This is a genomic window from Bordetella petrii, from assembly GCF_017356245.1.
Lineage (GTDB): Bacteria > Pseudomonadota > Gammaproteobacteria > Burkholderiales > Burkholderiaceae_B > Bordetella_A > Bordetella_A petrii_D.
The window spans coordinates 2,222,909-2,248,444 of sequence record NZ_JAFMZZ010000001.1; the positions used below are offsets into that span (position 1 = coordinate 2,222,909).

Annotated in this window: 22 protein-coding genes and 1 rRNA gene; 10 read left to right on the forward strand and 13 right to left on the reverse strand. The window is 67.6% G+C overall.

Annotated features, from left to right (window positions below; translation table 11 throughout):
- Nucleotides 1-9: 9 nt before the first annotated feature.
- The 3 genes from J2P76_RS10755 to acnB form a co-directional block, all read right to left on the reverse strand.
- Nucleotides 10-1,026: a hydroxyacid dehydrogenase gene (locus J2P76_RS10755; RefSeq protein WP_207407129.1), complete on the reverse strand. Its 1,017-nt coding sequence runs from the start codon at nt 1,024-1,026 to the stop codon at nt 10-12.
- A 122-nt stretch (nt 1,027-1,148) separates the two neighbouring features.
- On the reverse strand, nt 1,149-2,015 hold the full coding sequence (locus J2P76_RS10760; RefSeq protein ID WP_207407130.1) for a LysR family transcriptional regulator: 867 nt from the start codon (nt 2,013-2,015) through the stop codon (nt 1,149-1,151).
- A 139-nt stretch (nt 2,016-2,154) separates the two neighbouring features.
- Complete coding sequence (gene acnB, locus J2P76_RS10765; RefSeq protein WP_207407131.1) at nt 2,155-4,746, reverse strand: bifunctional aconitate hydratase 2/2-methylisocitrate dehydratase; 2,592 nt, start codon at nt 4,744-4,746, stop codon at nt 2,155-2,157.
- Nucleotides 4,747-4,921: 175 nt separating this feature from the next.
- Here acnB and J2P76_RS10770 point away from each other — a divergent pair, with 175 nt between their 5' ends.
- Nucleotides 4,922-5,563 (forward strand): 3'-5' exonuclease, encoded by a 642-nt coding sequence (locus tag J2P76_RS10770; protein ID WP_242697346.1) that lies wholly within the window; start codon nt 4,922-4,924, stop codon nt 5,561-5,563.
- A gap of 96 nt (nt 5,564-5,659) precedes the next feature.
- Entirely contained in the window at nt 5,660-6,370 is a 711-nt protein-coding gene (locus J2P76_RS10775; RefSeq protein ID WP_207407132.1) for a glutathione S-transferase, read from the forward strand.
- A gap of 5 nt (nt 6,371-6,375) precedes the next feature.
- On the opposite strand, the gene J2P76_RS10780 is transcribed toward J2P76_RS10775, so the two are convergent.
- From J2P76_RS10780 to J2P76_RS10790, 3 genes are all read right to left on the reverse strand, one after another.
- The gene (locus tag J2P76_RS10780; protein ID WP_207407133.1) at nt 6,376-7,170 is read right to left on the reverse strand and encodes a hydroxypyruvate isomerase family protein; all 795 of its coding nucleotides are present in this window, start codon (nt 7,168-7,170) and stop codon (nt 6,376-6,378) included.
- A 122-nt stretch (nt 7,171-7,292) separates the two neighbouring features.
- Nucleotides 7,293-8,273 carry a tripartite tricarboxylate transporter substrate binding protein gene (locus tag J2P76_RS10785; RefSeq protein ID WP_207407134.1) on the reverse strand — a complete coding sequence of 327 codons (981 nt, stop codon included), beginning with the start codon at nt 8,271-8,273 and terminating at the stop codon, nt 7,293-7,295.
- A 69-nt stretch (nt 8,274-8,342) separates the two neighbouring features.
- A complete protein-coding gene (locus tag J2P76_RS10790) occupies nt 8,343-9,485 on the reverse strand; it encodes a muconate/chloromuconate family cycloisomerase (RefSeq protein WP_207407141.1) in 1,143 nt (380 codons plus the stop codon).
- Nucleotides 9,486-9,590: 105 nt separating this feature from the next.
- Between J2P76_RS10790 and J2P76_RS10795 the strand changes: the two genes are divergently transcribed.
- Nucleotides 9,591-10,514 (forward strand): LysR family transcriptional regulator, encoded by a 924-nt coding sequence (locus tag J2P76_RS10795; protein ID WP_207407143.1) that lies wholly within the window; start codon nt 9,591-9,593, stop codon nt 10,512-10,514.
- A 4-nt stretch (nt 10,515-10,518) separates the two neighbouring features.
- Nucleotides 10,519-11,151: a homoserine/threonine efflux transporter gene (locus J2P76_RS10800; protein WP_242697347.1), complete on the forward strand. Its 633-nt coding sequence runs from the start codon at nt 10,519-10,521 to the stop codon at nt 11,149-11,151.
- An 18-nt stretch (nt 11,152-11,169) separates the two neighbouring features.
- On the opposite strand, the gene J2P76_RS10805 is transcribed toward J2P76_RS10800, so the two are convergent.
- Nucleotides 11,170-11,460, reverse strand: coding sequence for an antibiotic biosynthesis monooxygenase family protein (locus tag J2P76_RS10805; RefSeq protein ID WP_207407147.1), 291 nt, complete (start codon nt 11,458-11,460; stop codon nt 11,170-11,172).
- 77 nt (nt 11,461-11,537) lie between these two features.
- Between J2P76_RS10805 and J2P76_RS10810 the strand changes: the two genes are divergently transcribed.
- The 3 genes from J2P76_RS10810 to J2P76_RS10820 all read left to right on the forward strand — a co-directional run bounded on the left by J2P76_RS10810 (nt 11,538) and on the right by J2P76_RS10820 (nt 13,625).
- Nucleotides 11,538-11,837 carry a YciI-like protein gene (locus J2P76_RS10810; RefSeq protein WP_207407148.1) on the forward strand — a complete coding sequence of 100 codons (300 nt, stop codon included), beginning with the start codon at nt 11,538-11,540 and terminating at the stop codon, nt 11,835-11,837.
- Nucleotides 11,838-11,934: 97 nt separating this feature from the next.
- Complete coding sequence (locus J2P76_RS10815) at nt 11,935-12,813, forward strand: EamA family transporter (protein ID WP_207407149.1); 879 nt, start codon at nt 11,935-11,937, stop codon at nt 12,811-12,813.
- 50 nt (nt 12,814-12,863) lie between these two features.
- Nucleotides 12,864-13,625 (forward strand): TSUP family transporter, encoded by a 762-nt coding sequence (locus tag J2P76_RS10820; protein ID WP_207407156.1) that lies wholly within the window; start codon nt 12,864-12,866, stop codon nt 13,623-13,625.
- A 57-nt stretch (nt 13,626-13,682) separates the two neighbouring features.
- Here the strand turns inward: J2P76_RS10820 and J2P76_RS10825 are convergent, their stop codons facing one another.
- The 4 genes from J2P76_RS10825 to dctP form a co-directional block, all read right to left on the reverse strand.
- Complete coding sequence (locus J2P76_RS10825) at nt 13,683-14,975, reverse strand: hydroxymethylglutaryl-CoA reductase, degradative (protein ID WP_207409176.1); 1,293 nt, start codon at nt 14,973-14,975, stop codon at nt 13,683-13,685.
- Nucleotides 14,976-14,998: 23 nt separating this feature from the next.
- Nucleotides 14,999-16,309 (reverse strand): TRAP transporter large permease, encoded by a 1,311-nt coding sequence (locus J2P76_RS10830; protein ID WP_207407159.1) that lies wholly within the window; start codon nt 16,307-16,309, stop codon nt 14,999-15,001.
- Nucleotides 16,306-16,824, reverse strand: a complete 519-nt coding sequence (locus J2P76_RS10835) for a TRAP transporter small permease subunit (protein ID WP_207407168.1) — start codon at nt 16,822-16,824, stop codon at nt 16,306-16,308. Before J2P76_RS10835 ends, J2P76_RS10830 begins: the two co-directional genes overlap by 4 nt.
- 75 nt (nt 16,825-16,899) lie before the next feature.
- The gene (gene dctP, locus J2P76_RS10840) at nt 16,900-17,943 is read right to left on the reverse strand and encodes a TRAP transporter substrate-binding protein DctP (RefSeq protein ID WP_207407175.1); all 1,044 of its coding nucleotides are present in this window, start codon (nt 17,941-17,943) and stop codon (nt 16,900-16,902) included.
- 171 nt (nt 17,944-18,114) lie between these two features.
- On the opposite strand from dctP, the gene J2P76_RS10845 reads away from it, so the two are divergent.
- Nucleotides 18,115-19,485: a PLP-dependent aminotransferase family protein gene (locus tag J2P76_RS10845; protein WP_207407183.1), complete on the forward strand. Its 1,371-nt coding sequence runs from the start codon at nt 18,115-18,117 to the stop codon at nt 19,483-19,485.
- On the opposite strand, the gene J2P76_RS10850 is transcribed toward J2P76_RS10845, so the two are convergent.
- Both J2P76_RS10850 and J2P76_RS10855 read right to left on the reverse strand, forming a co-directional pair.
- Nucleotides 19,460-21,889 (reverse strand): DUF3772 domain-containing protein, encoded by a 2,430-nt coding sequence (locus tag J2P76_RS10850; protein WP_207407184.1) that lies wholly within the window; start codon nt 21,887-21,889, stop codon nt 19,460-19,462. The genes J2P76_RS10845 and J2P76_RS10850 overlap by 26 nt on opposite strands.
- A 112-nt stretch (nt 21,890-22,001) precedes the next feature.
- A complete protein-coding gene (locus tag J2P76_RS10855) occupies nt 22,002-22,967 on the reverse strand; it encodes a LysR substrate-binding domain-containing protein (RefSeq protein WP_207407186.1) in 966 nt (321 codons plus the stop codon).
- Nucleotides 22,968-23,058: 91 nt separating this feature from the next.
- On the opposite strand from J2P76_RS10855, the gene J2P76_RS10860 reads away from it, so the two are divergent.
- Together J2P76_RS10860 and J2P76_RS10865 are read left to right on the forward strand one after the other, a co-directional pair.
- A complete protein-coding gene (locus J2P76_RS10860; RefSeq protein ID WP_207407188.1) occupies nt 23,059-23,325 on the forward strand; it encodes a hypothetical protein in 267 nt (88 codons plus the stop codon).
- A 583-nt stretch (nt 23,326-23,908) separates the two neighbouring features.
- A 16S ribosomal RNA gene (locus tag J2P76_RS10865) occupies nt 23,909-25,439 on the forward strand.
- Nucleotides 25,440-25,536 lie beyond the last annotated feature (97 nt).

Below are 25,536 nucleotides of genomic sequence, written 5' to 3' on the forward strand. Positions count from 1 at the left end.
GCGGCGGAATCAGCCGCCCAGGCGCCGCTGGAATGCCGGCAAGACCTCGGGGTTGACGATGCGGCCGGGCAGGGCGCCGGCGCACAGCGCCACAATCTGCTCGGCCGCCATGGTCGCCACCTTGCGGCGGCCTTCGTGGGTGACGCCGGCCGTGTGATAGGTGGACACCACATTGGGCAGCGTCAACAGGGGGTGTTCCGGCGGCGGGGGTTCTACGTTCCATACATCCAGGCCGGCGCCGCCCAGGTGGCCGGCCGCCAGGGCGTCGTACAGGGCCGCCTCGTCGTGAATGCCGCCGCGCGCCGTGGAAATGAACAGGGCGCCGCGCTTCATGCTGCGGAATTCCGCGGCGCCGAACAAGTTGCGGGTTTCCGCCGTGCGCGGGCAGTGCAGCGAGACCACGTCGCTGCTGGCCAGCAGCTCGTCCAGCGGTACCGGCGTGGCGCCGCGCGCCCGGATCTCGGCCGCGTCCAGATAGGGGTCGGCCGCCAGCACCTGCATGCCGAAGGCCTGCCCCAGCCGCGCGGTATAGCGGCCGATGTGGCCGATGCCCACCAGGCCCAGCGTCTGGCCGTTCAGTTCGCGGCCCATCAGGTCTTCCCGCGTAAAGCCGCTGGCGGTTTTCAGCAGGTGGTCGGATTCGACGATGCGCCGCGCCACGGCCAGCATCAGGCCGAAGGCATGCTCGGCCACCGAGGCCGCATTGCCGCCCGCCTGGTTGACCACCAGGATGCCGTGTTCGGTGCATGCATCGACGTCGACCGTGTCATACCCGGCGCCCGAGGTCGAGGCGCAGACCAGGCTCGGGCAGTGCCGGATCAGCTCGCGCGTCACCTGCCATTGCGGGGGCACTTCGTCCTTGGCGGCGGACACGTGGTAGATGTCGGCCTGGCCCAGCTGCGCCCGGATCGTCTCCGGCGGGCTGGCCAGGTCCACGACGGTCAGCGCCGTGTCCGGGCTGGCGCCGATGATCCGGTCGAAAGCCGGGTCGGTCCAGAGATTGAGCCGCACCACTTGCTTGGCCATTCTGCTTATCCTTGCTGCCAGTCTGTAAACGTTGAAAGTCTACGAGACGGGGGGCCGGCGGATTCGCAAATTTTTTGCGTTCTCAACGCAAAGGATTTACCGCCGCGCAGTCTGCGCGCGGGTCAGAGCGCCTGGCTGGCGTGCTCGATCAGGGCCTGCACCACGCTCAGGCGGGGGCTGTGGCGGCCCCAGATCATGCCGATGCGGCGGATCGGCGTGCGTTCCGGCAGCGGTATCTTCACCAGCCCGTCGGCCTTGTACCAGATCGAGAACGAATCCGGCACCAGCGATACGCCCACCCCGCGCTCGACCAGCGAGACAATGGTCAGCAGGCTGTCGACCTCGACGCGCTGGCGGGGCACCAGGGCGTTGTCTTTCAGGTAGCGGTCGACCAGCTGGCCGCTGTGGGCCAGGCGGTCGTAGCGGATGAACGGCTCGTGCAGGAGCAGGTCGTGCGCGTCGCGCCCCGCCATGTGCGCGGGGGCGATCACGATCAGCGGTTCTTCCTGCAGCGTGTGCAGGTCGCAATTCTTGTGAATGGCGAAGGTGGGTTCGATCACCACGGCGGCGTCGAGCTGGCCCATGTGCACGCGGCGGCACAGTTCGGCCGAGGCGTCGTAGGCAATATAGATCGACAGGTCCGGATGCCTGGCGCAGAAGCCTTCCAGCAGCACCGGCACATGCGTGGTCAGCGCGGACGGAAACGCGCCCAGCTGCAGTTCGCCTTCGGGGGCGCCCGAGCTGGCGATGGCCTGCAGGTCGCGCGCCGACTGGATCAGTTCCTTGGCGCGGTCGTAGATGCGCATGCCCGCCTCGGTGGGCGTGATGGTCTGGCCGGAACGCTGCACCAGCGTGGTGGCCAGTTCGCTTTCCAGGATGCGGATGCGCGCGGCCACCGCGCCCGAGGTCAGGTGCAGGCGGCGGGCCGCCTCGGCCAGCGATCGGCATTCGACCACTTTGGCGAAGCTTTCCAGGTATTCGGTATTCATGTGCAGGCCCCAATGCCCGGCGGCCGGCGCCGGGCGGCGATGGCTGCATCGTAGAGCAAAAAAAATCCCCGGGTCGCAGGCGCGCCCGGGGATCCGGCAGGCGGACGGCCGGCGTGCCGGCCGTTGCGTATTGCCCGGCTTACACTTCGATGACGTCGGCCACGTCTTTGTAGTCGGCGATCTTGTCGAAGTTCAGGTACTGGTAGATCTGGTCGCCGCTCTTGTTGATGACGCCCATGTCGGCCATGTACTCGTCCTTGGTCGGGATGCGGCCCAGGCGCGAGCAGATGGCGGCCAGTTCGGCCGAACCCAGGTACACGTTGGTGTTCTTGCCCAGGCGGTTGGGGAAGTTGCGCGTGCTGGTCGACATCACGGTGGCGCCTTCGCGCACTTGCGCCTGGTTGCCCATGCACAGCGAGCAGCCCGGCATTTCGGTGCGCGCGCCGGCAGTGCCGAACACCCCGTAGTGGCCTTCTTCGGTGAGCTGCTGGGCGTCCATCTTGGTGGGCGGGGCCACCCACAGCTTGACCGGGATGTCGCGCTTGCCTTCCAGCAGCTTGGACGCCGCGCGGAAGTGGCCGATGTTGGTCATGCAGCTGCCGATGAACACTTCGTCGATCTTGGCGCCGGCCACGTCGGACAGGGTCTTGACGTCGTCGGGGTCGTTCGGGCAGGCCACGATGGGTTCGTGGATGTCGGCCAGGTCGATCTCGATGACGGCGGCGTATTCGGCGTCGGCGTCCGGTTCCAGCAGCTTGGGGTCGGCCAGCCAGGCTTCCATGGCCTTGATGCGGCGGCCCAGCGAGCGCTCGTCTTCGTAGCCGTTGGCGATCATCCACTTCAGCATGACGATGTTGCTGTTGATGTATTCGATGATCGGCTCTTTGTTCAGGCGCACCGTGCAGCCGGCGGCCGAGCGTTCGGCCGAGGCGTCGGACAGTTCGAAGGCCTGTTCCACCTTCAGGTCGGGCAGCCCTTCGATTTCCAGGATGCGGCCCGAGAAGATGTTCTTCTTGCCTTGCTTGGCCACCGTCAGCAGGCCTTGCTTGATGGCGTACAGCGGAATGGCGCTGACCAGGTCGCGCAGCGTGACGCCGGGCTGCATCTTGCCCTTGAAGCGCACCAGCACCGATTCAGGCATGTCGAGCGGCATGACGCCGGTGGCGGCCGCGAAGGCCACCAGGCCAGAGCCGGCCGGGAACGAAATGCCGATGGGGAAGCGGGTGTGCGAATCGCCGCCGGTGCCCACGGTATCGGGCAGCAGCATGCGGTTGAGCCACGAGTGGATCACGCCGTCGCCCGGACGCAGCGAAATGCCGCCGCGGGTGCTGATGAACTGCGGCAGCGAATGGTGCGTCTTGACGTCGACGGGCTTGGGGTAGGCCGCGGTGTGGCAGAACGACTGCATGACCAGGTCGGCCGAGAAGCCCAGGCAGGCCAGGTCTTTCAGTTCGTCGCGGGTCATGGGGCCGGTGGTGTCCTGGCTGCCCACCGAGGTCATGCGCGGTTCGCAGTAGGTGCCGGCGCGCACGCCCTGGCCTTCGGGCAGGCCGCAGGCACGGCCCACCATTTTCTGGGCCAGCGTGTAGCCGCGGCCCGAGTCGGCCGGATTCTTGGGCAGGCGGAACAGCGTCGAGGGCGCCAGGCCCAGCGCTTCGCGGGCCTTGGCGGTAAGACCGCGGCCGATGATCAGCGGAATGCGGCCGCCGGCGCGCACTTCGTCGAACAGCACGTCGGACTTCACCTGGAATTCAGCGATGACTTCGCCGTTTTTCAGCGCACGGCCTTCGTAGGGGCGCAGTTCGATCACGTCGCCCATTTCCATTTTGGACGTGTCCAGTTCGATGGGCAGCGCGCCCGCGTCTTCCATGGTGTTGTAGAAGATGGGAGCGATCTTGCCGCCCAGGCACACGCCGCCGTAGCGCTTGTTCGGCACGAACGGGATGTCTTCGCCGGTGAACCACAGCACCGAGTTGGTGGCCGACTTGCGCGACGAGCCGGTGCCCACCACGTCGCCCACGTAGGCGACCAGGTGGCCTTTTTCTTTCAGCGATTCGATGAACTTGACCGGGCCGCGCTTGCCGTCTTCTTCGGGCTGGAACGCGGCGCCGTCGCGCTTGTTCTTCAGCATGGCCAGCGCGTGCATGGGGATGTCGGGGCGCGTGGTGGCGTCGGGGGCGGGCGACAGGTCGTCGGTATTGGTTTCGCCCGGCACCTTGAATACGGTGATGGTCAGGCTTTCGGGCAGTTCGGGGCGGCTGGTGAACCATTCGGCGTCGGCCCAGCTTTGCAGCACCGATTTCGCGTTGGCGTTGCCCTGGTCGGCCTTTTCCTTCACGTCGTGGAAGGCGTCGAACATCAGCAGGGTTTTCTTCAGGCCGCCGGCGGCGATGGCGCCCACTTCGGCGTCGCCCAGCAGTTCGATCAGCGGGCCGATGTTGTAGCCGCCCAGCATGGTGCCCAGCAGCTCGGTCGCCTTGGCCCGGCTGATCAGCGCACACGACTCCTTGCCCAGCGCCACGGCGGCCAGGTACGAGGCCTTGACCTTGGCGGCGTCGTCCACGCCGGCCGGCACGCGGTGGGTCAGCAGATCCAGCAGGTATTCCGCTTCGCCGGCGGGCGGATTCTTCAGCAGTTCGATCAAGTCGGCGGTTTGTTGGGCCGAAAGGGGCAGCGGGGGGATGCCCAGCGCCGCGCGTTCGGCGACGTGTTGGCGGTACGTTTCCAGCATGGGAAGGCCTGCGTAAAAGTCGGGTTGCTAGGAGGGTTGTCGCAGGGATTGTAGAGGCTGGAGGGGGGCTGGGGCAAGTGTCTTATATCTTATATAAGACTTATGCCGCCCCGCGCGGCCGGCGCGCAACAGCCGGCTGCGGCGCGCATACAATGCGGGCAGAGCCCTGCCTGCCATGCATTATTTCCGCCGCCGCTACTCCACCCCCAATCCATACCTGGATCACGACCCCTTCGCGCCACCCCGGCCCGCGCAGGCGGCGCCGTCGCGGGCGGCCCGGCACCGGTCGGCCCTGCAGGCGCTGGGCGGCGCGTTCGCCGTGGCCGACCTGGAAACCACCGGGCTGTCCACCGCCAGTTGCGAGATCCTGGAATTCGCCGCGGTGCAGGTGGCCGCCGACGGCACGATCGAGCGCGAGTTCTCGCAGGTGGTGCGCACCCGCGGCGCGGTGCCGCCTTTCATTACGCGCCTGACCGGCATCACCCAGGCCGAGGTCGACGGCCGCGGCATACCGGTGGCCGAGGCTTTTCCGGCCTTTCTGGACTTCCTGGCCGATGCGCCGGTGTTTTTCCACAACGCCTCATTCGATTGCCGCTTCCTGCAGGCGGCCGCCCAGCACACCGGGCTGCCCTTCGGCAACGCCACGCATTGCACGCTGCAGCTGGCCCGCCAGGCCTGGCCCGAACTGCCTTCTCACAAGCTGCAGGTGCTGGCGCGCCACGTGGGCGCGGCCGATCCCACCCACCGCGCGCTGGCCGACGTGCGCAGCACGGTGGCGGTGGCCCTGGCCGCGCGCCGCAAGCTGGCCGGCCTGTAAGCCCCGCGCGCGGCGCGCGGTGGTAAGGTGGATGCTGAGCGCCGGCGCCGGCGCCATGCGCCGGCCGGCATCCCTCATTGCACCAAGGAGCATCCCATGACCTACGACCTGTGGTACTGGGACGGCATCCCGGGCCGCGGCGAATTCGTGCGCCTGGCCCTCGAGGCCGCGGGCATCCCGTATCGCGAATGCGCCCGCCAGCCCGGCGCCAGCGGCCAGACGTTGGTCGATGACATGCAGTCGCCGCGCAAGCAGCCGCCGTTCGCCCCGCCTTACCTGGTGGCCGGCCGGCTGACACTGGGCCAGACGGCCAACATCCTGCTTTACCTGGGCGACACGCATGGCCTGGCGCCGGCCAGCGCGGCCGGCCGCTACTGGACCAACCAGCTGCAATTGACGATTGCGGACATGGTGGCCGAAGCGCACGACACCCACCATCCGGTGGCTGCCAGCGACTACTACGAAGACCAGCGCGACGAGGCCCTGCGCCGCGCCGCCAATTTCCGCGCCGAGCGTATTCCCAAGTTCCTGGGGTATTTCGAACGCGTGCTGGAAGAGCGCGGCGACTGGCTGGCCGGCGGGCGGCGCTGGTCGTACGCCGACCTGTCGCTGTTTCATCTGGTGGACGGGCTGCTGTATGCGTTTCCGCGGCGCATGGGCACGGTGGCGGGCCGCTACCCGAAGGTGATGGCGCTGCATGCCCGGGTGGCGCAACTGCCGGCGCTGCAGGCCTATTTTTCCAGCGGCCGGCGCCTGCCGTTCGGCGACGGCATTTTCCGCTATTACCCCGAGCTGGACGGCGACTAGGGCGGCTACAGGCCCTGCTTGCTGTCCGCCATCAGCGCCCGGTAGGCGTCGCGCCAGGCCAGCCCGGCGCGCGTGTCGGCGCGCGGCAGGTATTCGCAGCCGATCCAGCCGGCGTAGCCGCTGCCGGCCAGGGTGCGCAGGGCCCGGGCCACGGCCGGGTCGGCGGGGTCGGGTTCATGGCGCCCTTGCGGATGGGCGAACTGCACGTGGTGCACCAGGGGCAGCGCGCCGCGCAGTTCGCGGTCCAGGTCCAGGCCTTCGCGCTGGCAGTGGTAGAAGTCGAATTGCAGGCGCACCGACGGGTGCCCGACCTGGTCGATGATCTGCGCGGCCTGGGCGGGCAGGTAATAGAAATAGCCGGGCATATCGTGCCGGTTCAGCGCTTCCAGGGTCAGCGTGATGCCGTCCTGCGCGGCCAGCGGCGCGGCGCGCCGCAAGTTGGCCACCAGCGTGGCCTGACAGTCGGCATGCGCGGCGCCGGCGGGCGGGCGCCCCGCCATTACATGCACTGCGCGGCAGCCCGTGGCCCGGCATACCGCCAGGGCCTGCGCCAGCGCGGCATCGAAATCCGCTTCGCGGCCGGGCAGGCAGGCCAGGCCTTTTTCTCCGGCGCCGGTGGGCGTATTCACCAGCACCAGCGCCAGGCCCTGGGCCCGCAGCAGCGCGGCCAGCTCGGCCGGGGGCAGGTCATACGGAAAGAGGATCTCGGCGGCCGCGAAGCCGTCGCGGGCCGCTTCGGCCATGCGCTGCGCCAGGGGCAGGCCGGGGTAGAGCAGGGAAAGATTTGCCGCCAGTTTCATGCGTGTCTCGACATTCGCGATGTTGGGCCGGGCGGGCGCCATGGAGCCGCCGCCGGGACGAAGTCCCAGGCCGACATCATGCCATGTTCGCCGCCCCGGCCGGTATCGCCGCCTGCAACGCTTTACTGCAGCTTGATATTGCGTTCTTCGACCAGCTTCCGGCCCTGCACGGTTTCCCTGGCCAGGTAGGTCTTCAGTTCTTCGGCGCTGCTGCCGATGGGCTCGGCGCCGATCGAATCCAGGGTGGCCTTGACCTTGGGGTCGCTCAGCGCCTGGCGCATCGATGCGTTGAGCGTGGCCACGACCTCGGGCGGCGTGCCGGCCGGCGCAAAGGCGGCGAACCAGGGCGTAAGCTCGTAGCCCGGCAGGCCGGCCTCGGCCACGGTGGGCACGTTCGGCAGGGCGGCGGAACGCTTGGCGGTGGTGACCGCCAGCGCGGTCAGCTTGCCCGACACGATGTGCGGCTTGGCCGACGTGATGCTGTCGAACATGTAGTCCACCTGCCCGCCCAGCAGGTCCGCGACTGCCGGGCCGCTGCCCTTGTAGGGCACGTGCAGCATGTCGATGCCCGCCATCGAGACGAACAGTTCGCCCGCCAGATGGATAGAAGTGCCCACGCCCGCCGAGGCGAAGGTGTAGGCGCCGGGCTTGGCCTTGGCCTTGGCGATCACGTCGGCGACGCTGGTGGCGCCGGTGCGCTGCGGATTGGTGACCAGCACGTTGGGCACGACCGCCAGCAGCGAGATCGGCGCGAAATCGGCTTGCGGGTCGTAGTTCAGCTTGGAGTACAGCGCCGGGTTTACCGCCATGCCATTGGCCACGATCAGGATGGTGTAGCCGTCGGGCTTGGCGCGCGCCACCATCGCCGCGCCGATATTGCCGCCCGCGCCGGCGCGGTTCTCGATCACGAACGAGGTGTTCAGCTGCCGGCCCATGGCTTCGCCCAGCGTGCGGGCGATGTTGTCCATGGCGCCGCCGGGCGGGAAGGGCACCACCCAGGTCACGGGGCGGTCGGGGTACTGGGCCTGGGCCGCCGGCGCGGCGCCCAGCAGCGCCGCCGCCGCGCACAGGGCGGCCAGGGGCTTCAAGAAAGCGGTGTGCATTGTTATGTCTCCTGTGTGGATCTATGAAAAATGAAAGGCCGGGGCGCCGCGCCGGCGCCCGCAGTGGGTTCAAGTGCTTCGCGCGGGGCCGCGGTCACGCCGGTAAAACGCCAGCTTGTCTTCATCCAGCGCAAGCCCCAGCCCGGGGCCGGCCGGCAGTTCCAGCGCAAAATCGCGGTAGGCAAGAGGCGTCGCGACAATATCGTCTTTCAGCAGCAGCGGCCCGAACAGTTCGGTGCCCCAGGCCAGGCGCGGCAGCGCCGCGAAGCCGTGCGCGGACGCCACCGAGCCGATCGAGCCTTCGAGCATGGTGCCGCCATACAGCGCCATGCCGGCGGCATCGCCCACGGCCGCGGTGCGGCCCATTTCCAGGATGCCGCCCGATTTGGCGATCTTCAGCGCCAGCACGTCGGCGGCGCCCTGGCGCGCGATGTCCAGCGCGTCTTCGGGCGTGCAGACGGCTTCGTCCGCCATGATGGGCACCACGAAGCGGGCCGCCAGCCGCGCCATGCCGGCCAGGTTGGCGCGCGGGATGGGCTGTTCGACCAGGTCGACGCCGGCGGCCTCCAGCCGCGCGATGGCGCCGGCCGCTTCGGCTTCGTTCCAGGCCTGGTTTACGTCCACGGTCACGCGGGCGCGGTCGCCCAGGGCCTGCTTGATGCGCGACACGTGCGCCACGTCGGCGGCCACCTCGCGGCGGCCGATCTTCAGCTTGAAAGTATTGTGCCGGCGCGACTGCAGCAGCGCCTCGGCCTCGTCGATATCGCGCGCCGTGTCGCCGCTGGCCAAAGTCCACAGCACCGGCAGGCCGGGCCGCATCGCGCCGCCCAGCAGGGTGGCCAGCGGCACGCCCAGGCGCTTGCCCTGCGCATCCAGCAGGGCGGTTTCCAGCGCCGATTTGGCAAAGCGGTTGCCGCGCGCCACCTTGTCCAGCCGCGCCAGCGCGGCGCGCACATTGGTGGCGTCCTGGCCGGCCAGGGCCGGCGCCAGATAGGTGTCGATGGCCAGCTTGATGCCTTCCGGGCTTTCCTCGCCATAGCTCAGCCCGCCGATGGTCGTGGCCTCGCCCAGCCCTTCGACGCCGTCGCTGCAGCGCAGGCGCACGATCACCAGCGTTTGCTGTTGCATGACCGCCATCGCCAGCTGGTGGGCGCGGATGGTGGGCAGATCGACCAGAATGGCCTCGATCGCCTCGATGCGGATATCTTCCATACCTGAAATAAGCAGTTGCGGAACGCATTGCAGTATGCCGCTCGATTTTTCAGGGGTCCAAGACTATATTGGTTGCTTTCAATACCTGTAAGGTATGGAAGCTCGATGGAACTCCGGCATTTGCGTTATTTCCAGGCGGTTGCCCGGGAAGGCAGCTTTACCCGCGCGGCGGCGCGCCTGCACATCGCCCAGCCGCCGCTCAGCCGGCAGATCCGCCAGCTCGAAGACGAACTGGGCGTCACCCTGCTCGAACGCGGCTCGCGCGCCCTGAAACTGACCGAGGCGGGCCGCTTCCTGCTGGAACAGTCGCTGCAGCTGACGGCGCGCCTGGACGAGATCGTGCAGGGCACCCGGCGCCTGGGCCGCACCGAACGCGGCTGGTTCGGCATCGGCTTCGTGCCCTCCAGCCTGTATGGCTTCGTGCCGGAACTGATCCGCCGCCTGCGCGAAGCCGATCCGCACGTCGAGGTCGGCCTGGCCGAAATGACCACCTTGCCGCAGATCGAGGCGCTGAAGGCCGGGCGCATCGACGTGGGTATCGGCCGCATCCTGTTCGACGACCCGGCCATCGAGCGCCGCGTGCTGATGGCCGAGCCGCTGGTGGCGGCGCTGCCGCTGGGGCATCCGCTGGCGCGCCGCCGCCGCATCGGCATCGCGCAGCTGGCCGCGCAGCCCTTCGTGCTGTATCCCGCCCGGCCGCGGCCCAACTATGCCGACCATGTGCTGGGCCTGTTCCGCGCCGCCGGCTACGCGCCGCGGGTGGTCCAGGAAGCCAACGAACTGCAGACGGCCATCGGGCTGGTGGCCGCCGGCCTGGGAGTGACGGTGGTGCCGGCGTCGGTGCAGCGCCTGCATCGCGCGGATGTGGCGCACGTACCCGTGGACGCCGATTCTTTCGTGTCGCCGGTCATCATCAGCTATCGCCGCGACGACCGTTCGCCGTTCCTGGCCGATGCCATCCGGCTGGCCGTGCAACTGGCCGGCGCGCACGATGCGGCTGCCGCGCCGGGCGGGGCGCTGGCACAATAGGTCCATGGATCCCTTGCACACCGTACTGCTTACCGTGGGGCTGTTCGCCTTCACGTTCCTCAGCCCCGGCCCGAACCTGCTGGTGGTGGTGCAGGCCAGCCTGGCCTCGGGCCGGGCGGCCGGCGCCATGACCGGGCTGGGCGTGGCCACGGGCGATGCCATTTATTCCGGGCTGGGCCTGTTCGGCATGGCCACCCTGATCACGGCTGGCGGCGCGCTGTTCACCGCCATCCAGATGCTGGGCGGCGCTTATCTGGTCTGGTATGGCTGGCGGCTGCTGCGCGGCAGCCGCGCGCAGGGCCGGCCCACCGCACCCGCGCCGCAGCGCGCGGCGGGCTGGCGCCATTTCCGGCGCGGCCTGTTCACCGACCTGGCCAATCCGCAAACCGTGCTGTTCTTCGCCAGCATTTTTTCCGTCACGCTGCGGCCCGACACGCCCTTGTGGGCCAAGGCCGCGGCCTGGCTGGGCCTGGTGGCCGCGTCGCTGCTGTGGCGGGTGCTGCTGTGCCAGGTGTTTTCGCGGGCCGCCATGCGAAGTGTGTACCTGCGCTGCCAGCGCGCGCTGGAATGCCTGGCGGGCGCCGGCCTGGCGCTGTTCGGGCTGCGCCTGGTTTACGAAGGCTGGACGCGGCGCTAGGCCAAGGCCGGGCGTGCCCTACAGCACCTTGGCCTCGTGGTGCACCTGGGGCGGCTGGGCGAAATGCGAGCCCACCAGCTTGCGCCATTCCTGGAAGTCGGCCGATTCGCGGAAATCCACCATGTGGTTCTCGACCGTTTCCCAGTCGACCACCAATGTGTACTGCTGCGGGTTCTCGATCGAGCGGTGCAGCGCCACGCCGTGGCATCCGCGGGCGCGCATGAACAGCGGCCTGGCCTGGGCCACGCCGGCTTCGAAATCGGCCTCATGGCCGGCGGTGACGAGAATGCTGGCAATTTCCTGGATCATCGGGATTCCTTGGGTAGATGGGCATGATGGCGGCAAGTATGATCAAGCCGTATCGACAATTTAGCGCAGGAGCCGCCATGCATTATCTGATGTTCTACGACCTGGTTCCCGATTACCTCGAACGCCGCGGCGAGTTCCGCGATGCCCACCTGGCGCTGGCGCGCCAGGCCGTGGCGCGCGGCGAACTGGTGCTGGGCGGCGCGCTGGCCGATCCGGCCGACCAGGCGGTGCTGCTGTTCAAGGGCGAATCGCCGGCGGTGGCCGAGGCCTTTGCCCAGGCCGACCCCTACGTGCAGGCCGGCCTGGTCAAGCAGTGGCGCGTGCGCCGCTGGACCACCGTGGTGGGCGAGCAGGCCGCGCATCCCGTGCCTGCCTGAGTCCGCCCGCGCCATATCCGGCTTCGGCCGCGGCCGAAGCCGGCCGGCGCGCAAGGGGTATGATGCGGCCTTGGCCCCGATCTCCCCTGCCTGATTCATGCCGCTGTCCCACCTGTTGCTGGCGCTGACCGTAGTCTTCATCTGGGGCACGAACTTCGTGATCATCAAGTGGGGCCTGGCCGAATTCCCCGCTTTCCTGTTCGCCACACTGCGCTTCCTGCTGTCGGCCCTGCCGTGGGTGTTCGTGTTCCGCCGGCCGGCAGTGCCCTGGAGCGCCATGGCGCGCGCCGGCCTGCTGCTGGGCGTGGGGCAGTTCGGGCTGCTGTACTGGGCCATGCGCCAGGACATCTCCCCCGGCCTGGCGTCGCTGGTGGTCCAGTCGCAGGTCTTTTTCACCATTCTCATGTCCATGGCTTTCGGCGGCGAGCGCGTGCGGCCGCTGCAGGTCTGCGCGCTGGTGCTGGCCACGGCGGGCTATGCCGTGGTGGCCTGGCACAGCGCCACCGACCCCGCCGCGGCCGTCACGCTGGTGGGGCTGGGCATCGTGCTGGCCGCCGGCTTCGCATGGGCCTGCACGAACATGGTGATGCGCGGCGTGGGCCGGGTGAACATGGTGGCGTTCACGGCCTGGAGCAGCCTGTTCGCCATCATTCCGCTCGCGCTGATCAGCCTGGTCGTGGACGGGCCGGCGCGCATGGCGCATGCCCTGGCGCACGCCAGCGGGTGGGCGTGGCTGGCCGCGTTCTGGCAGGCGGCGGGCAATACCGTGTTCGCCTTCGGCGCCTGGGGCTGGCTGCTGGCGCGCCACCCGGCCGCCACCGTGACGCCCATGGCGCTGCTGGTGCCGGTGTTCGGCATCCTGGCGTCGGCGGCCCTGCTGGACGAGCCGCTGCCGCCCTGGAAAATCATCGCCGCGGGCCTGGTGCTGGGCGGCCTGTCCTTGAACATGTATGCAAGTCGGGGAGGCAGGCGGTAGCAGTGCGCGGCGCGCAACAGCGCGCCTGTGGCAGTTGTCGTAGTCGTAGCATGACGTGGCTGGATCATATGCTGTTCCTGGGGTGCGTGGCGCTGGCCACCTACGCCCAGACCATGACCGGGTTCGCTTTCGGCCTGGTGCTGCTGGGGCTTACCGGGCTGTTCTCGCTGGCGCCCCTGCCGGAAGTCTCGAACGTGGTCAGCATGCTCACGCTGGCCAATGCCGTGGTGGCGCTGGGGCGCGCGCGCTCGCACCTGAGCTGGCCGTTGATCCGCCCGCCCTTGCTCGGCAGCCTGGCGGGCGTGGCGCTGGGCGTATTCGCCCTGGAATGGATCAGCGGCAACACGGCCTTGCTGCTGCGCTGGCTGCTGGGGCTCACCATCCTGGCCTGCGCGATTCTGCTGGTGGCGCGCACGCGGCCGCTGCCGCGTGTATCGTCGCGCCTGTCCTTCATTTTGTTCGGCGCGCTGTCGGGCGTGCTGGGCGGCCTGTTTTCCAGCGCGGGCCCGCCCATGGTGTACCACTTGTACCGGCAGCCGCTGCCCCTGCCGCTGGTGCGCAACAGCCTGCTGGTGCTGTTCTCGTCGAACGCGGTGCTGCGCCTGTCGCTGGTGGCCGGGCACGGCAGCCTGGGCGCCGGGCCGCTGTGGCTCAGCCTGGAAGCCCTGCCCGTGGTGGTGGGCCTGACCTGGCTGGTGCGCCGCTATGCCTCGGCCGGATCAGTGCGCACGGTCAAGCGGCTGGTGTTCGTGCTGCTGCTGTTGGCCGGCCTGGGCCTGCTGATTCCGGCCACGCGGGCCTTGATGGCGTAGCTGGCAGGGGGGCGGCCAGCGGCGGTGTCCGACGGTGTCGCACCGCCCGGTCCGGCGTCATACCTTGCCGCGCAGCCGCGCCAATTCGGCTTCGGCAACGTCCACGCGCACCGCGCCCTGCGCCACCAGCGCCTTGGCCACCTGCTCGATTTCATCGCCGGCGGCGCCGGCCATCATGGCGATGTTCTGCGCGTGCAGCGACATGTGCCCCTTCTGGATGCCGGTGGTGGCCAGCGCCTTCAGCGCCGAGAAATTCTGCGCCAGGCCCACGGCGGCGATCAGCCGGGCCAGGCGTTCGGCGGTTGAAGCGCCCAGTATCTTCAGGCAGGCGCGCGCGGTCGGGTGCAGCTTGGTTGCGCCGCCCACCAGGCCCACGGCCATGGGCATTTCCAGCGTGCCGGCCAGGTGCCCGTCGGCGGTAACTTCCCAATCGGTCAGGCTGGAATACCAGCCCTTGCGGGCCGCATAGGCGTGCGCGCCGGCTTCCACGGCGCGGGTGTCGTTGCCGGTGGCCAGCACCACCGCCGACACGCCGTTCATGATGCCTTTGTTGTGGGTCGCGGCGCGGTACGGGTCGGCGGCGGCGAACCGGTACGCGCTGATGATGCCGTCGCGCACGCCGGCGCCGCCGATCGCCTCGCAGGTCCACACCGCCCGGGCGCGCGCCAGCCGGCGGTCGGCCAGGTTGGACAGAATGCGCAGGTACACGCGCCCGCCGGTCCACGATTCGATATGCGGCGCCAGCTTCTCGGCCATGCTGTTGACGGCGTTGGCGCCCATGGCGTCGCGCGTGTCCACGATCAGGTGCGTGACCACCATGGGGCCGCCGGCCGCATCCACGATGCGCACTTCCACATCCTGCAGGCCGCCGCCCAGCTTCACCAGCAGCGGGTCGCAGTCGTCGCACAGAGCCTTGACCTCGGCCTTGCGCTCCAGGATGCGCATGCGGGCATGGGCCGCGTCGGGCACGTCCACCAGCTGCACCTGCGCGATCATCAGCGAGCCCGACATCGAGGTCGTGAAGCCGCCCTGGTCGTAGCACTGGCGCGCCGCGTTGCATACCGCCGCCACCACCGACGACTCTTCGGTCGCCATGGGCACCAGCACGTCCTCGCCATCGACCTTCATATTGGTGGCGATGCCGATCGGCACGTTCAGCGTGGCCACCACGTTTTCGATCAGGTGGTCGGCCAGGTGCGGATCCAGGTTGCCCATGTCCGCAAGATGGCGAACCGTCTCTTCGTCCAGCCCGGCGAACGCCGCCACGCGGGCCAGCCGGGTGGCGATGTCGTCTTTGTGGAAACCGGAAATGCGGGAATTCTTGGCGTCTGTGCTCACGGTAGTGTCCAGGTGTCGATCGGGAAAGAAAAGCGTCAATGGGCCATCAGGCGCGGCAGCCAGGTGACCAGGCCCGGGAAAGCCGCGCATATCAGCAGGGCCAGCATCTGCAGCAGCATGAAGGGCGTCACGCCGCGATAGACAGTGCCCATGCCCAGGTGCGGCGGCAGCGGCCCCTTGATGTAGAACAGCGTGTAGCCGAATGGCGGGCTGATATAGCCGGTCTGGATCGTGATGGCGTACAGCACGCCGAACCAGATTTCGTCAAAGCCCAGCAGTTTCACAATGGGCAGGAACACCGGCACAGTCAGCAGGATGATGCCGATCTCGTCGAGCGCCGTGCCCAGGAAAATCAGGATCAGCATCATCGCGGCCAGCACCGCGTACGGCGGCATGTCCAGGTGGCGGATGAACTCCATCAAGGTATTGGCGCCGCCCAGGCCGGTGAAGATCGCCACATAGGCCTTGGCGCCGATGGTGATCCACAGGATCATCGCCGTGGCCTTCAGGGTCTCGATGGCCGCCTCGCTGACCCCGCGCATGGTCAGCCGGCGGCGCGCCGCGCTGGCCAGCACCGCGCCCAGCACGCCCACCGCGGCCGCCTCGGTGGGCGTCGCGATACCGAAGAAAATCGAGCCCAGGATCAGCACGATCAGCAGCATCGGCAGAATCACCGCGCGCAGGCTGCGCAACTTGGCGCCGAACGGCACCCGCTCGCCCGACGGCGGCGGCACCTGGCCGGGCCGGAAGTACGCCACATACAGGATGTACAGGATGTACAGCACCGCCAAAATCAAGCCCGGCACCACGCCGGCGATCAGCATCTTGCCGATCGACACCTGGGCGGTCACCGCGTACACGATGGTCAGCACCGATGGCGGGATCAGGATGCCCAGGGTGCCCGATGCGCAGATGGTGCCGGTAACCAGCCTGGGGTCGTAGCCGCGCCGCAGCATTTCGGGCATGGCCAGCAGGGCCATGGCGGTGACGGCGGCGCCCACCACGCCTGTCATGGCCGCCATGATCACGCAGATGACCACTGTGCCGATCGCCAGGCCGCCGCGCAGCCGGCCGAACCACAGCTCCATCGCGCGGTACAGGTCTTCGATCACGCCCGAGCGCTGCAGAATGCCGGCCATCAGGATGTACAGCGGAATGCCCAGCAGCGCTTCCGAACGCATGGTGTCGAATATCTGCAGCACCATCAGCACGACGGCGTCGGCATTCCACAGCGTGACCGTCAGCAGCAGCGACAGTCCGCCCAGCACAAAGGCGATGGGCAGCCCGGTCAGCATCAGCAGCGTCAGGCCGCCGAACATGATGGCCAGAATGGTATTGGGGCTCATGGCGCGGCCTCCAGCGCGCCCGGGTCGCGCGCCAGCAGGCGCAGGAACTCGGCCAGGCTCTGCGCGCCCAGCAGCATCACGGCCAGCGGCACGGTGAACTTCACCGGCCAGACCGGCGGGTTCCAGGCCGAGAACGAGGTCTCGTGAAAGGCCAGCGACTGCAGCGCCAGCGGCAGCGAATACGTCAGCAAAATGGCGCAGAACGCCATGATCACCAAGTGGTTGAACAAGTCCAGCTGGCGTATCCGGTGCGGCGCCAGGCGGCGGCGCACCAGGTCCAGGTTGACGTGGCCGCGCAGGTGCAGCAGATAGGGGCCGCCCAGCAGGAAGTAGGGGCCGAACAGCATGGTCGCCAGTTCCATGCCCCACACCGTGGGCGCGCCGAACAGGTAGCGCGAGGTCACCTCGTACAGCATGACGGGAACGATGATCAGCATCAGGCCGGCTACCGCCAGGAACAGCGCGCGGTTGATCCCGGTCACCAGCGTGACATACCAGCGTATGGCTCGAGGCATGGAGGTCTCGGTTGAAAAGGGCAGGTGTGCGTCCGCGCAGCAGCGGGCCGCGCACGGCCCGCCGCGCGCAGCGGTTCAGCTGAGCAGGCCCAGGCGCTTCAGGAAGGCCATCTGGCTTTCCAGGATCTTCACGGCGTTGCCGTTGCTGCCGGCGGCCTTTTGCCAGGTCTGCGCCACCTGCGCGCGCGCCTGCGCCAGCTCGGCGGGATCGAATGCCGTTACGGTGACGCCCTGCGCCTTGAAGGCCTCCAGCGCCTTGCCGTCGGCCACCAGGATGTGCTGCCGCAAGGCGGCCGAGGTTTCTCGCGCCGCCGCCGCCAGCGCGGCCTTGTAAGGCGCCGGCAGGCCCTCGTAGGCGGCCCGGTTGGCCACATAGCTGGTGGCCGTGGTGGGCTGGTGCGGGCCGGGCATGACGATGTACTTGGCCACTTCGCCCAGGCCGGCTTCCAGGTTGGCGGTCAGGTCGCCGCGGTCGGCCAGGTCGATCACGCCCTTGTCCAGCGCCGAATACACTTCGCTGGTCGGCAGCGGCGTCACCGCCACGCCCAGCGAACCCATCACGGTCGAGGCCAGCCCCACGAAACGGCCTTTCTTGCCGTGCAGATCGGCGATGGTCTTGATCGGCACCTTCGAATGAATCGGCTCGGGGCCGTAGACGGTGGGCGCAATGTAGAACAGGCCCGCCGGCGCATAGGCCTCGCGCGCCAGTTCCAGGCCGCCCAGTTCGTAGAACCAGGCCTCGTACTGGTCCGGCTCCGGAAAGCCGAACGGCACCGTGCTGGTGAAGGCCAGCCCCGGGATCTTGCCCGCTTCGTAGCCGTCGAAGGTCTTCATCATCTGGAAGGCCCCGCCGCGCACGGCGTCGAAGGCCTGGTTGGCGGGCACCAGCTGGCCCGCCGAGAACAGTTCGATCTTGAACTTTCCGTCGGTGAGTTCGCCCACGCGCTTGACGAAGCGTTCTTCGAATTTCTGCGGGGTGGTGCCGCCGTCCCACAGCGCCTGCATGCGCCAGTTCACGCTTTCCTGCGCGCGCGCGGGCCGCGCGGCCGATACGCCGGCCATGCCCAGCGCGCCCAGGCCCAGGGTCTTGATAGCCGAGCGGCGATCGATGGTCTTCATGTCTCCTCCTGATGTGTTCTGTTCTGGCGCCGCCATGCCGGTCGGCTTGCCCGTGGTCGGGCAGATGGGATAATCAACGCTAAACCGGGACAAAACAAGGTACAGTTGCCGGGTAGCCTGGAAAACTGTCCCAGATACGAAATAGGCACAATCAATGCCGCAGGAGCCTCCATGAGTCGCGTGGGCACTATCGTGGAACAGATCGCCGGTCTGATCGCCGGCGGCGAGCTCAAGCCGGGGCAGCGCCTGCCGTCAGTACGGGCCGGCGCCGTCGAGCACGGCGTGTCCAAGAACACCATGGCCGACGCCTACGACCGCCTGGTCGCCATGGGACACCTGCAGGCCAGGCCGGGCTCGGGCTACTACGTGGCGGCCACCCGCGCCCTGTCTTCGGCGCAGCGCTCGCGCCACGTCGCGCAGGCCATCGACACGGTGTCGCTGCTGCGCGAACAATTGGTTCAGCATTACGAAGTGCGGGTCGGCGACGGCCGCCCGCCGCCATCATGGATGGAGCGCTTCGACCTGGGACGCCCCGCCGGCAATGCCAAGGCGCTGCGCGATACCGATATCGGCCACGGCTATGGCAACCCGTGGGGCTACAAGCCGCTGCGCGAACGCATTGCCGTGGCGCTGGCCGAACGCGGCATCCAGGCCGGCGCCGGCCAGGTGCTGCTGACCCACGGCGCCAACCACGCCCTGGACCTGGTCGCGCGGCAGCTGCTCGAGCCCGGCGACGTCGCGCTGGTCGACAGCCCGGGCTATTACCCTTTGTTCGGCAAGCTGCGGTTTTCCAACGTGAAGCTGGTGGGCGTGCGGCGCCGCGCCGACGGCCCCGACCTGGACGACCTGGCGCAGAAGGCCGCGGCATTCAAGCCCAAGGTGTTCTTCACCCAGTCGCTGGCCCACAATCCCACCGGCGGTTCGCTGACGCTGCCGGTGGGCCACCGCGTACTGCAGGCGGCGGCGCAATACGGTTTCTATATCGTCGAAGACGATCCCTTCGCCGATATCCTGCCCGCCGCCAGCCCGCGGCTGGCCACGCTGGATCAGCTGGAACGGGTCATCTACGTGGGCACGTTTTCCAAGACCCTGTCGGCCAGCCTGCGGGTCGGCTACCTGGCGGCTAACGGCGCGCTGGCCAATGCCTTGTGCGACCTGAAGATGCTGACGCTGGTCAGCACCTCGGACTATGTCGAGCGCCTGGTCTTCAACCTGATCGCCAGCGGCCAGTATCTGAAGCACCAGCGCCGCCTCAAGGCGCACGTGGAACGCGCCACGCGCGAGGCGCTGGCCGCCCTGAAAAGCGTGGGTTTTGCCTTGCCGTATGCGCCGGGCGGCGGGTTTTATCTGTGGGCCCGCCTGAAGCCGGGGCAAGACGAGCTGGCATTGGCCAGCGAGGCTTCCGGCGCCAGCATATTCCTGGCGCCGGGCGCGATCTTCATGCCCGACCGTGGGCAACTGACCTCGGCGCTGCGCGTCAATATTGCCTATGCCACGGATCCGCGCTTCCTGGCATTCATGAAGCGTCGCCTGGCGCGCTAGGGTCTGGTGCGCCGGGCGGCTGGATGGCCGGGGCGCCGCGCGACGGCGGGCGCGCCAGCACCAGCGTCGACGGCGACGCCAGCGGCAGGTCGGCCGCCGCCATGCGCTGCAGAATGTCGTACAGCAGCGTGCTGCGCACGCCGTACGCGTTGCGCGGCGAACTGACATAGCCCCGCGCATTGAACATCAGGTGGCCGTTCTCGATGCCTTCCAGGAACACATCGGGGGCGGGGTTTTCCAGAATGCCGTCGTGCGCCGTGAAGGCTTCCAGCATCAATTCGCGCACGCGCTGCGCGTCCGCGTCCAGGGGCATGGGCAGTTTCACCTGCACCAGGCCCAGCGGATTGGCGTGCGTGACATTGCGCACGGTCTTGGTGACGAATTCCGAGTTGGGCACGATCACCGTCGAGCGGTCCGCCATCTGGATTTCGGTGGCGCGCACATTGATGCGCAAAATGTCGCCCTCGACGCCGCCCAGCGACACCCAGTCGCCTACCTTGACGGGGCGCTCGGCCAGCAGGATCAGGCCCGACACGAAATTCTGCACCACCGCCTGCAGGCCGAAGCCGATCCCCACCGACAGCGCGCTGGCGATCCAGGCGACGCGCTCCAGCCCGATGCCCAGCGCCGACAGCGCCAGCGCCACGGCCACCACGACGCCGGTGTAGCCGAACAGCGTGGCCGCCGACAGCTGCATGCCGGGGTCCAGTTCAGTGGTGGGCAGATAGCGGTTGGCCAGCCAGCGCTTGAGCAGCCGCACGCCCACCAGGCACAGGGCCAGTACCAGCAATGCCTGCATCAGCGCGCCGGGGCGCAGGTGCACTTCGCCGATCTGCAGGCCGCTGTGCAGCTGGTTCACCCGATGCAGCAGGTCGCTCGGGCCTTCGCCGAAGGGCGCCAGCAGCAGGGTGGCCGCGAACAGCACGACGGCCACCCGGGCGGTGCCGGACAACAGCACCGCCGCCTGCCCGCGCAGCCGGTTGCGCACATCGTCTTCATCGCGCGATGAGGGGGCCAGCAGGGTGCTGAAACCATCTTCGATCAGCACCGACAACAGGTAAGCGGAGCACAGGATCGCCAGCGTCCACAGCACCTGCTTGACGATAAAGCTGCCGAACGCCACATACCCCGACAGCAGGCTGACGACGCTGGTGATCAGCACTGCCCACGTCGCGGCCACCAGCACCGATACCCAGAACGGACGCGGCGGCACCCGGCCGTCTTCGTCGGCCTGGCGCGCCTGCTGGTGCCGGCTGGTGCAGCGGCGCAGCCCCCAGGCCAGCGTGGCGGCCAATGCCAGCGCGGCCAGCGCGGCCACGCAAATCGTGGTGGTCAGGCTGGCATTGAGCAGCACCGGCAATTGGTCGGCCAGCCAGATCACGACCACCAGCACGCCCAGCACGATGGGCAGGTGGCGCAGGCCCTGCGCGACCGCGTCGTGAATGACCGGCAGGCGCCAGGTGGAGCGGTCGGGCGACAGCAGAGCATGGCCCAGCCCGGCCACATAGCCGCCGAAGCACACCACCGCCACCAGGCTGCCCAGCAAGTCGCTGGTGTCGTCCGACAGGGTGGCATCCCAGGTCAGGCCGATGTGCAGCAATTTGGCGATCAGGCCCGGCGTGGCCACGGCCAGCACGACCACGCTGACGGCCAGGAACGAGCGCCGCAGGCGGCCAGGCGGCACACGCGTGGCGGTCAGCCTGACCAGCAGGCGGCTGCACGCGGCCCGCAGCAGCAGCACCGCGCCGATAGCCAGGGCCAGCACCGCCCAGATGGCGCCCGGCGTCGAGCCCGCCGCCTGCCGCAGTTCGCCGGCCAGGTCGCCCAGGCGCCGCAGGTCGCGCGGCAGGTCGCCCCGCAATTCCGACCAGAATGGCGTTCCCAGCAGCGAATCGCGCCGTTCGCCCAGCCGGGCCTGGAACTGGTTGCGCCGCAAGGTGGATATCTGTTCGGCGGTCTGCGCCGCCTCGACCGACAGCAGCCGCGCCAGCTTGGTCTGCGAATCCAGCGCCCGGTTGCTTTTCTGCAGCTGCGCGCGCTGGGCGGCCACGTCGGGGGCTTCGCGCGTGCCGGCCGGCGGCTCGCCCAGTTCGGTCAGGCGCGCCGTGACGCTGGACAACTGCGGCGCCAGCGCCTCGGCCAGCGCCTCGGCGCGCGACTGGATATCCAGCACGTCGGCGCGCCACTTCACCAGCTGGGCATCTTCGCCGCCATCTTCCAGGTGCTTGCGGATTTCATCGATCTGCTTGCGGGCATCGGCCAGCGCCGATTCGGCCTCGGCGGCGTCGGGAGGCCGTTCGGGCTGGGCGGCCGCCAGGGCGGCCGTGCTTGCCAGCAGGCAAAGCAGCAGGGCGGCCAGCAGGCGGGGCCAGGAAATGCGTCGCGCGCATTGGAGCAGCATCATGATAGGAGAACCTCGCGCTCCTCTTTCCGAGCGCGCAGCATAGCAAGCCTGCCGCGGCGGGATGCAACAAAACCTGTGCGCATACCGGTCTGGGAAATACGCAATTACCGGCTCAACGTTTGGATTCAGTTTCGCCGGGCGCCGCCCGGCCGGGGCCGCGCGAGGTCAGGCTGTCGCGCGAGCGTTCCAGTTCGTCGCGGATCCACTGGCGCAGCGCCAACAGCGGCGGCCAGTCGCGCAGAACGGGGGGATACACCAGATGATACGTATCGGCGGGTTCGAAATCCACGCTGATGGGCGATACCTTTACCAGCCGGCCGGCGCACAACGCGTCGGCTGCCAGCAATTCCCGGCTCAGCGCCAGGCCCAGGCCCTGTTCCACGGCCTGCAGCATCAGGCCGGCGTCGTTGAAGGTGGCCACCGGCGTCACGTCCACCGTCAGGCCGGCCGCGGCGAACCATTGGCGCCACAGTTCCTTGTCGCCCAGCAGCGGCTGGCCCGCCAGGGTTTCCGGCTGGCTGTCGGCCAGCTGCCGGGCGGTGGCCGGCGAGGCCAGCACGATCAAGGGCATGTACATGTCCTCGAACAAGGGGTCGGACACCACGCCGGGCCAGGGGCCCTTGCCCGAGCGCAGCGCCGCGTGCAGCCCTTCGCGCTGCAGGTCGGCCACCTGCTGTGAAGTCTCGATTTCCAGGGTCAGGCCGGGATGCCGCTCGCGCCAGCGCGCCATGCGCGGCAGCAGCCAGCGCTGCGCGAAAGACGGCAGCACCGATACCCGCAAACGCTGGCCGGCCCCGCGCGCCACCGACGCCGCGGCCTGCACGCCGTCATCGAGCTGCGCCAGGGCGCATTGCACGCTGCGCAGCAGCGCTTCGCCCGCGCAGTTCAGCACCACGCGCCGGCCGCGCCGATCGAACAGTTCGAAGCCCAATTGATCTTCCAGCCCGCGGATCTGCTGGCTGATGGCGCTGTGCGTCAGGTGCAGGCGTTCGGCGGCGGCGCGCAGGTTCTGCAGTTCGGCCACGGCGCGGAAGGCGGGCAGGGTATTCAAGGGCAGGCGGCTCATGCTGGTAAGCATAACCGACCAATATGGGCAGAACAACGCGCTACACAGGCGGCGTCTGGGCTTATAGGCTTACCAGTGTGGACTACATCTTTGGGAGAGCCGCATGGAATCGCAATACATACTCAATGCCGCGCCTGCCTGCCCGCCCGCCGGCGGGCTCGCCGCCCGCGCAAGGGCCTGGCGCGAAGCCTGCGCAGCCTGGTGGCTGGGAATCCAGACGCGCCGCGCCTGCCACCGTACCGCCACCCAGCTCAGTGATCTCGATGACCACATCCTGCGCGACATCGGCGCGCCCGCCTGGGCCCTGCGCGAAAGCGAAGCGCTGCGGCAGATAGAGCACAACCGGCGCAATCAGTGGCTGCGCACATAGCTCCACGGCTGGCGAATGGCGGAGCAGGCAGGGGCAGGGAATTTCGTGTATAGTCTCGCTCCTTCGCTGCCGGGATGGCGGGTTTATCCAGGTAGGGGGCCGTGGTGTTGGTGCGCGGCGGCGGGTGCGGGGCCTTCGGGCGTTGTTGCACAAGCTGCAAAAATCGTGCTAATATTTCGGGCTTCGCAGTTGGCAATACAGTTCGGGTTAACCCTTACAAATTGCGGGCTGGCGAGGCAAGGTAGGAAGGAAGCGAGGATGTCGAAGCGGCGCAGCCGATTTGACAGGGTTCAAAAAAGGCCCCATAATCTCGTTTCTGTGCTGAACGAACTGCGAAGCGGGGTTCGGCACGAAGCGGTACCTGTTCTTTAACAACGAAACAACCGATAAGTGTGGGCGCTTGAGTGATGCGGCCCGCGGCGCGCTTGGCAACAAGGGTGCTGCAAGCCAAAGAGAAATCAGGCGCTCGCATGAAAGTGAAGTACCAAGAATGTCAAACAGAGATGTTGGCTCATTCAAGGAACCTCATTTTCTTTGAGCGAAGTGCCATTGCTGAGGCAGTGGTGCGCGAACTACAGAGATTGAACTGAAGAGTTTGATCCTGGCTCAGATTGAACGCTAGCGGGATGCTTTACACATGCAAGTCGAACGGCAGCGCGGACTTCGGTCTGGCGGCGAGTGGCGAACGGGTGAGTAATGTATCGGAACGTGCCCAGTAGCGGGGGATAACTACGCGAAAGCGTAGCTAATACCGCATACGCCCTTATGGGGAAAGCGGGGGACCTTCGGGCCTCGCACTATTGGAGCGGCCGATATCGGATTAGCTAGTTGGTGGGGTAAAGGCTCACCAAGGCGACGATCCGTAGCTGGTTTGAGAGGACGACCAGCCACACTGGGACTGAGACACGGCCCAGACTCCTACGGGAGGCAGCAGTGGGGAATTTTGGACAATGGGGGCAACCCTGATCCAGCCATCCCGCGTGTGCGATGAAGGCCTTCGGGTTGTAAAGCACTTTTGGCAGGAAAGAAACGGCTCTGGTTAATACCTGGGGCAACTGACGGTACCTGCAGAATAAGCACCGGCTAACTACGTGCCAGCAGCCGCGGTAATACGTAGGGTGCAAGCGTTAATCGGAATTACTGGGCGTAAAGCGTGCGCAGGCGGTTCGGAAAGAAAGATGTGAAATCCCAGGGCTTAACCTTGGAACTGCATTTTTAACTACCGGGCTAGAGTGTGTCAGAGGGAGGTGGAATTCCGCGTGTAGCAGTGAAATGCGTAGAGATGCGGAGGAACACCGATGGCGAAGGCAGCCTCCTGGGATAACACTGACGCTCATGCACGAAAGCGTGGGGAGCAAACAGGATTAGATACCCTGGTAGTCCACGCCCTAAACGATGTCAACTAGCTGTTGGGGCCTTCGGGCCTTGGTAGCGCAGCTAACGCGTGAAGTTGACCGCCTGGGGAGTACGGTCGCAAGATTAAAACTCAAAGGAATTGACGGGGACCCGCACAAGCGGTGGATGATGTGGATTAATTCGATGCAACGCGAAAAACCTTACCTACCCTTGACATGTCTGGAATGCCGAAGAGATTTGGCAGTGCTCGCAAGAGAACCGGAACACAGGTGCTGCATGGCTGTCGTCAGCTCGTGTCGTGAGATGTTGGGTTAAGTCCCGCAACGAGCGCAACCCTTGTCATTAGTTGCTACGAAAGGGCACTCTAATGAGACTGCCGGTGACAAACCGGAGGAAGGTGGGGATGACGTCAAGTCCTCATGGCCCTTATGGGTAGGGCTTCACACGTCATACAATGGTCGGGACAGAGGGCTGCCAACCCGCAAGGGGGAGCCAATCCCAGAAACCCGATCGTAGTCCGGATCGCAGTCTGCAACTCGACTGCGTGAAGTCGGAATCGCTAGTAATCGCGGATCAGCATGTCGCGGTGAATACGTTCCCGGGTCTTGTACACACCGCCCGTCACACCATGGGAGTGGGTTTTACCAGAAGTAGTTAGCCTAACCGCAAGGGGGGCGATTACCACGGTAGGATTCATGACTGGGGTGAAGTCGTAACAAGGTAGCCGTATCGGAAGGTGCGGCTGGATCACCTCCTTTAAGAGCTGGCTGTTATTGCTTGAAGCGTCCACGCTTATCGGTTGTTTGTATGTGTAGCTGGGATCGGTTGTGAGCGTGGGTGAGAGGGGAATGCCTC

Excerpts from the sequence above, each read along its gene's own strand:
- J2P76_RS10760 (WP_207407130.1), bottom strand. The coding sequence starts at position 2,015 with ATGAATACCGAATACCTGGAAAGCTTCGCCAAAGTGGTCGAATGCCGA.
- acnB (WP_207407131.1), bottom strand. The coding sequence starts at position 4,746 with ATGCTGGAAACGTACCGCCAACACGTCGCCGAACGCGCGGCGCTGGGC.
- dctP (WP_207407175.1), bottom strand. The coding sequence starts at position 17,943 with ATGAAGACCATCGATCGCCGCTCGGCTATCAAGACCCTGGGCCTGGGC.
- J2P76_RS10855 (WP_207407186.1), bottom strand. The coding sequence starts at position 22,967 with ATGCTTACCAGCATGAGCCGCCTGCCCTTGAATACCCTGCCCGCCTTC.
- J2P76_RS10800 (WP_242697347.1), top strand. The coding sequence starts at position 10,519 with ATGGATCCCTTGCACACCGTACTGCTTACCGTGGGGCTGTTCGCCTTC.
- J2P76_RS10810 (WP_207407148.1), top strand. The coding sequence starts at position 11,538 with ATGCATTATCTGATGTTCTACGACCTGGTTCCCGATTACCTCGAACGC.
- J2P76_RS10860 (WP_207407188.1), top strand. The coding sequence starts at position 23,059 with ATGGAATCGCAATACATACTCAATGCCGCGCCTGCCTGCCCGCCCGCC.
- J2P76_RS10835 (WP_207407168.1), bottom strand. The coding sequence starts at position 16,824 with ATGCCTCGAGCCATACGCTGGTATGTCACGCTGGTGACCGGGATCAAC.
- J2P76_RS10785 (WP_207407134.1), bottom strand. The coding sequence starts at position 8,273 with ATGCACACCGCTTTCTTGAAGCCCCTGGCCGCCCTGTGCGCGGCGGCG.
- J2P76_RS10780 (WP_207407133.1), bottom strand. The coding sequence starts at position 7,170 with ATGAAACTGGCGGCAAATCTTTCCCTGCTCTACCCCGGCCTGCCCCTG.
- J2P76_RS10795 (WP_207407143.1), top strand. The coding sequence starts at position 9,591 with ATGGAACTCCGGCATTTGCGTTATTTCCAGGCGGTTGCCCGGGAAGGC.
- J2P76_RS10790 (WP_207407141.1), bottom strand. The coding sequence starts at position 9,485 with ATGGAAGATATCCGCATCGAGGCGATCGAGGCCATTCTGGTCGATCTG.
- J2P76_RS10805 (WP_207407147.1), bottom strand. The coding sequence starts at position 11,460 with ATGATCCAGGAAATTGCCAGCATTCTCGTCACCGCCGGCCATGAGGCC.
- J2P76_RS10820 (WP_207407156.1), top strand. The coding sequence starts at position 12,864 with ATGACGTGGCTGGATCATATGCTGTTCCTGGGGTGCGTGGCGCTGGCC.
- J2P76_RS10775 (WP_207407132.1), top strand. The coding sequence starts at position 5,660 with ATGACCTACGACCTGTGGTACTGGGACGGCATCCCGGGCCGCGGCGAA.
- J2P76_RS10850 (WP_207407184.1), bottom strand. The coding sequence starts at position 21,889 with ATGATGCTGCTCCAATGCGCGCGACGCATTTCCTGGCCCCGCCTGCTG.
- J2P76_RS10770 (WP_242697346.1), top strand. The coding sequence starts at position 4,922 with ATGCATTATTTCCGCCGCCGCTACTCCACCCCCAATCCATACCTGGAT.
- J2P76_RS10830 (WP_207407159.1), bottom strand. The coding sequence starts at position 16,309 with ATGAGCCCCAATACCATTCTGGCCATCATGTTCGGCGGCCTGACGCTG.
- J2P76_RS10755 (WP_207407129.1), bottom strand. The coding sequence starts at position 1,026 with ATGGCCAAGCAAGTGGTGCGGCTCAATCTCTGGACCGACCCGGCTTTC.
- J2P76_RS10815 (WP_207407149.1), top strand. The coding sequence starts at position 11,935 with ATGCCGCTGTCCCACCTGTTGCTGGCGCTGACCGTAGTCTTCATCTGG.
- J2P76_RS10845 (WP_207407183.1), top strand. The coding sequence starts at position 18,115 with ATGAGTCGCGTGGGCACTATCGTGGAACAGATCGCCGGTCTGATCGCC.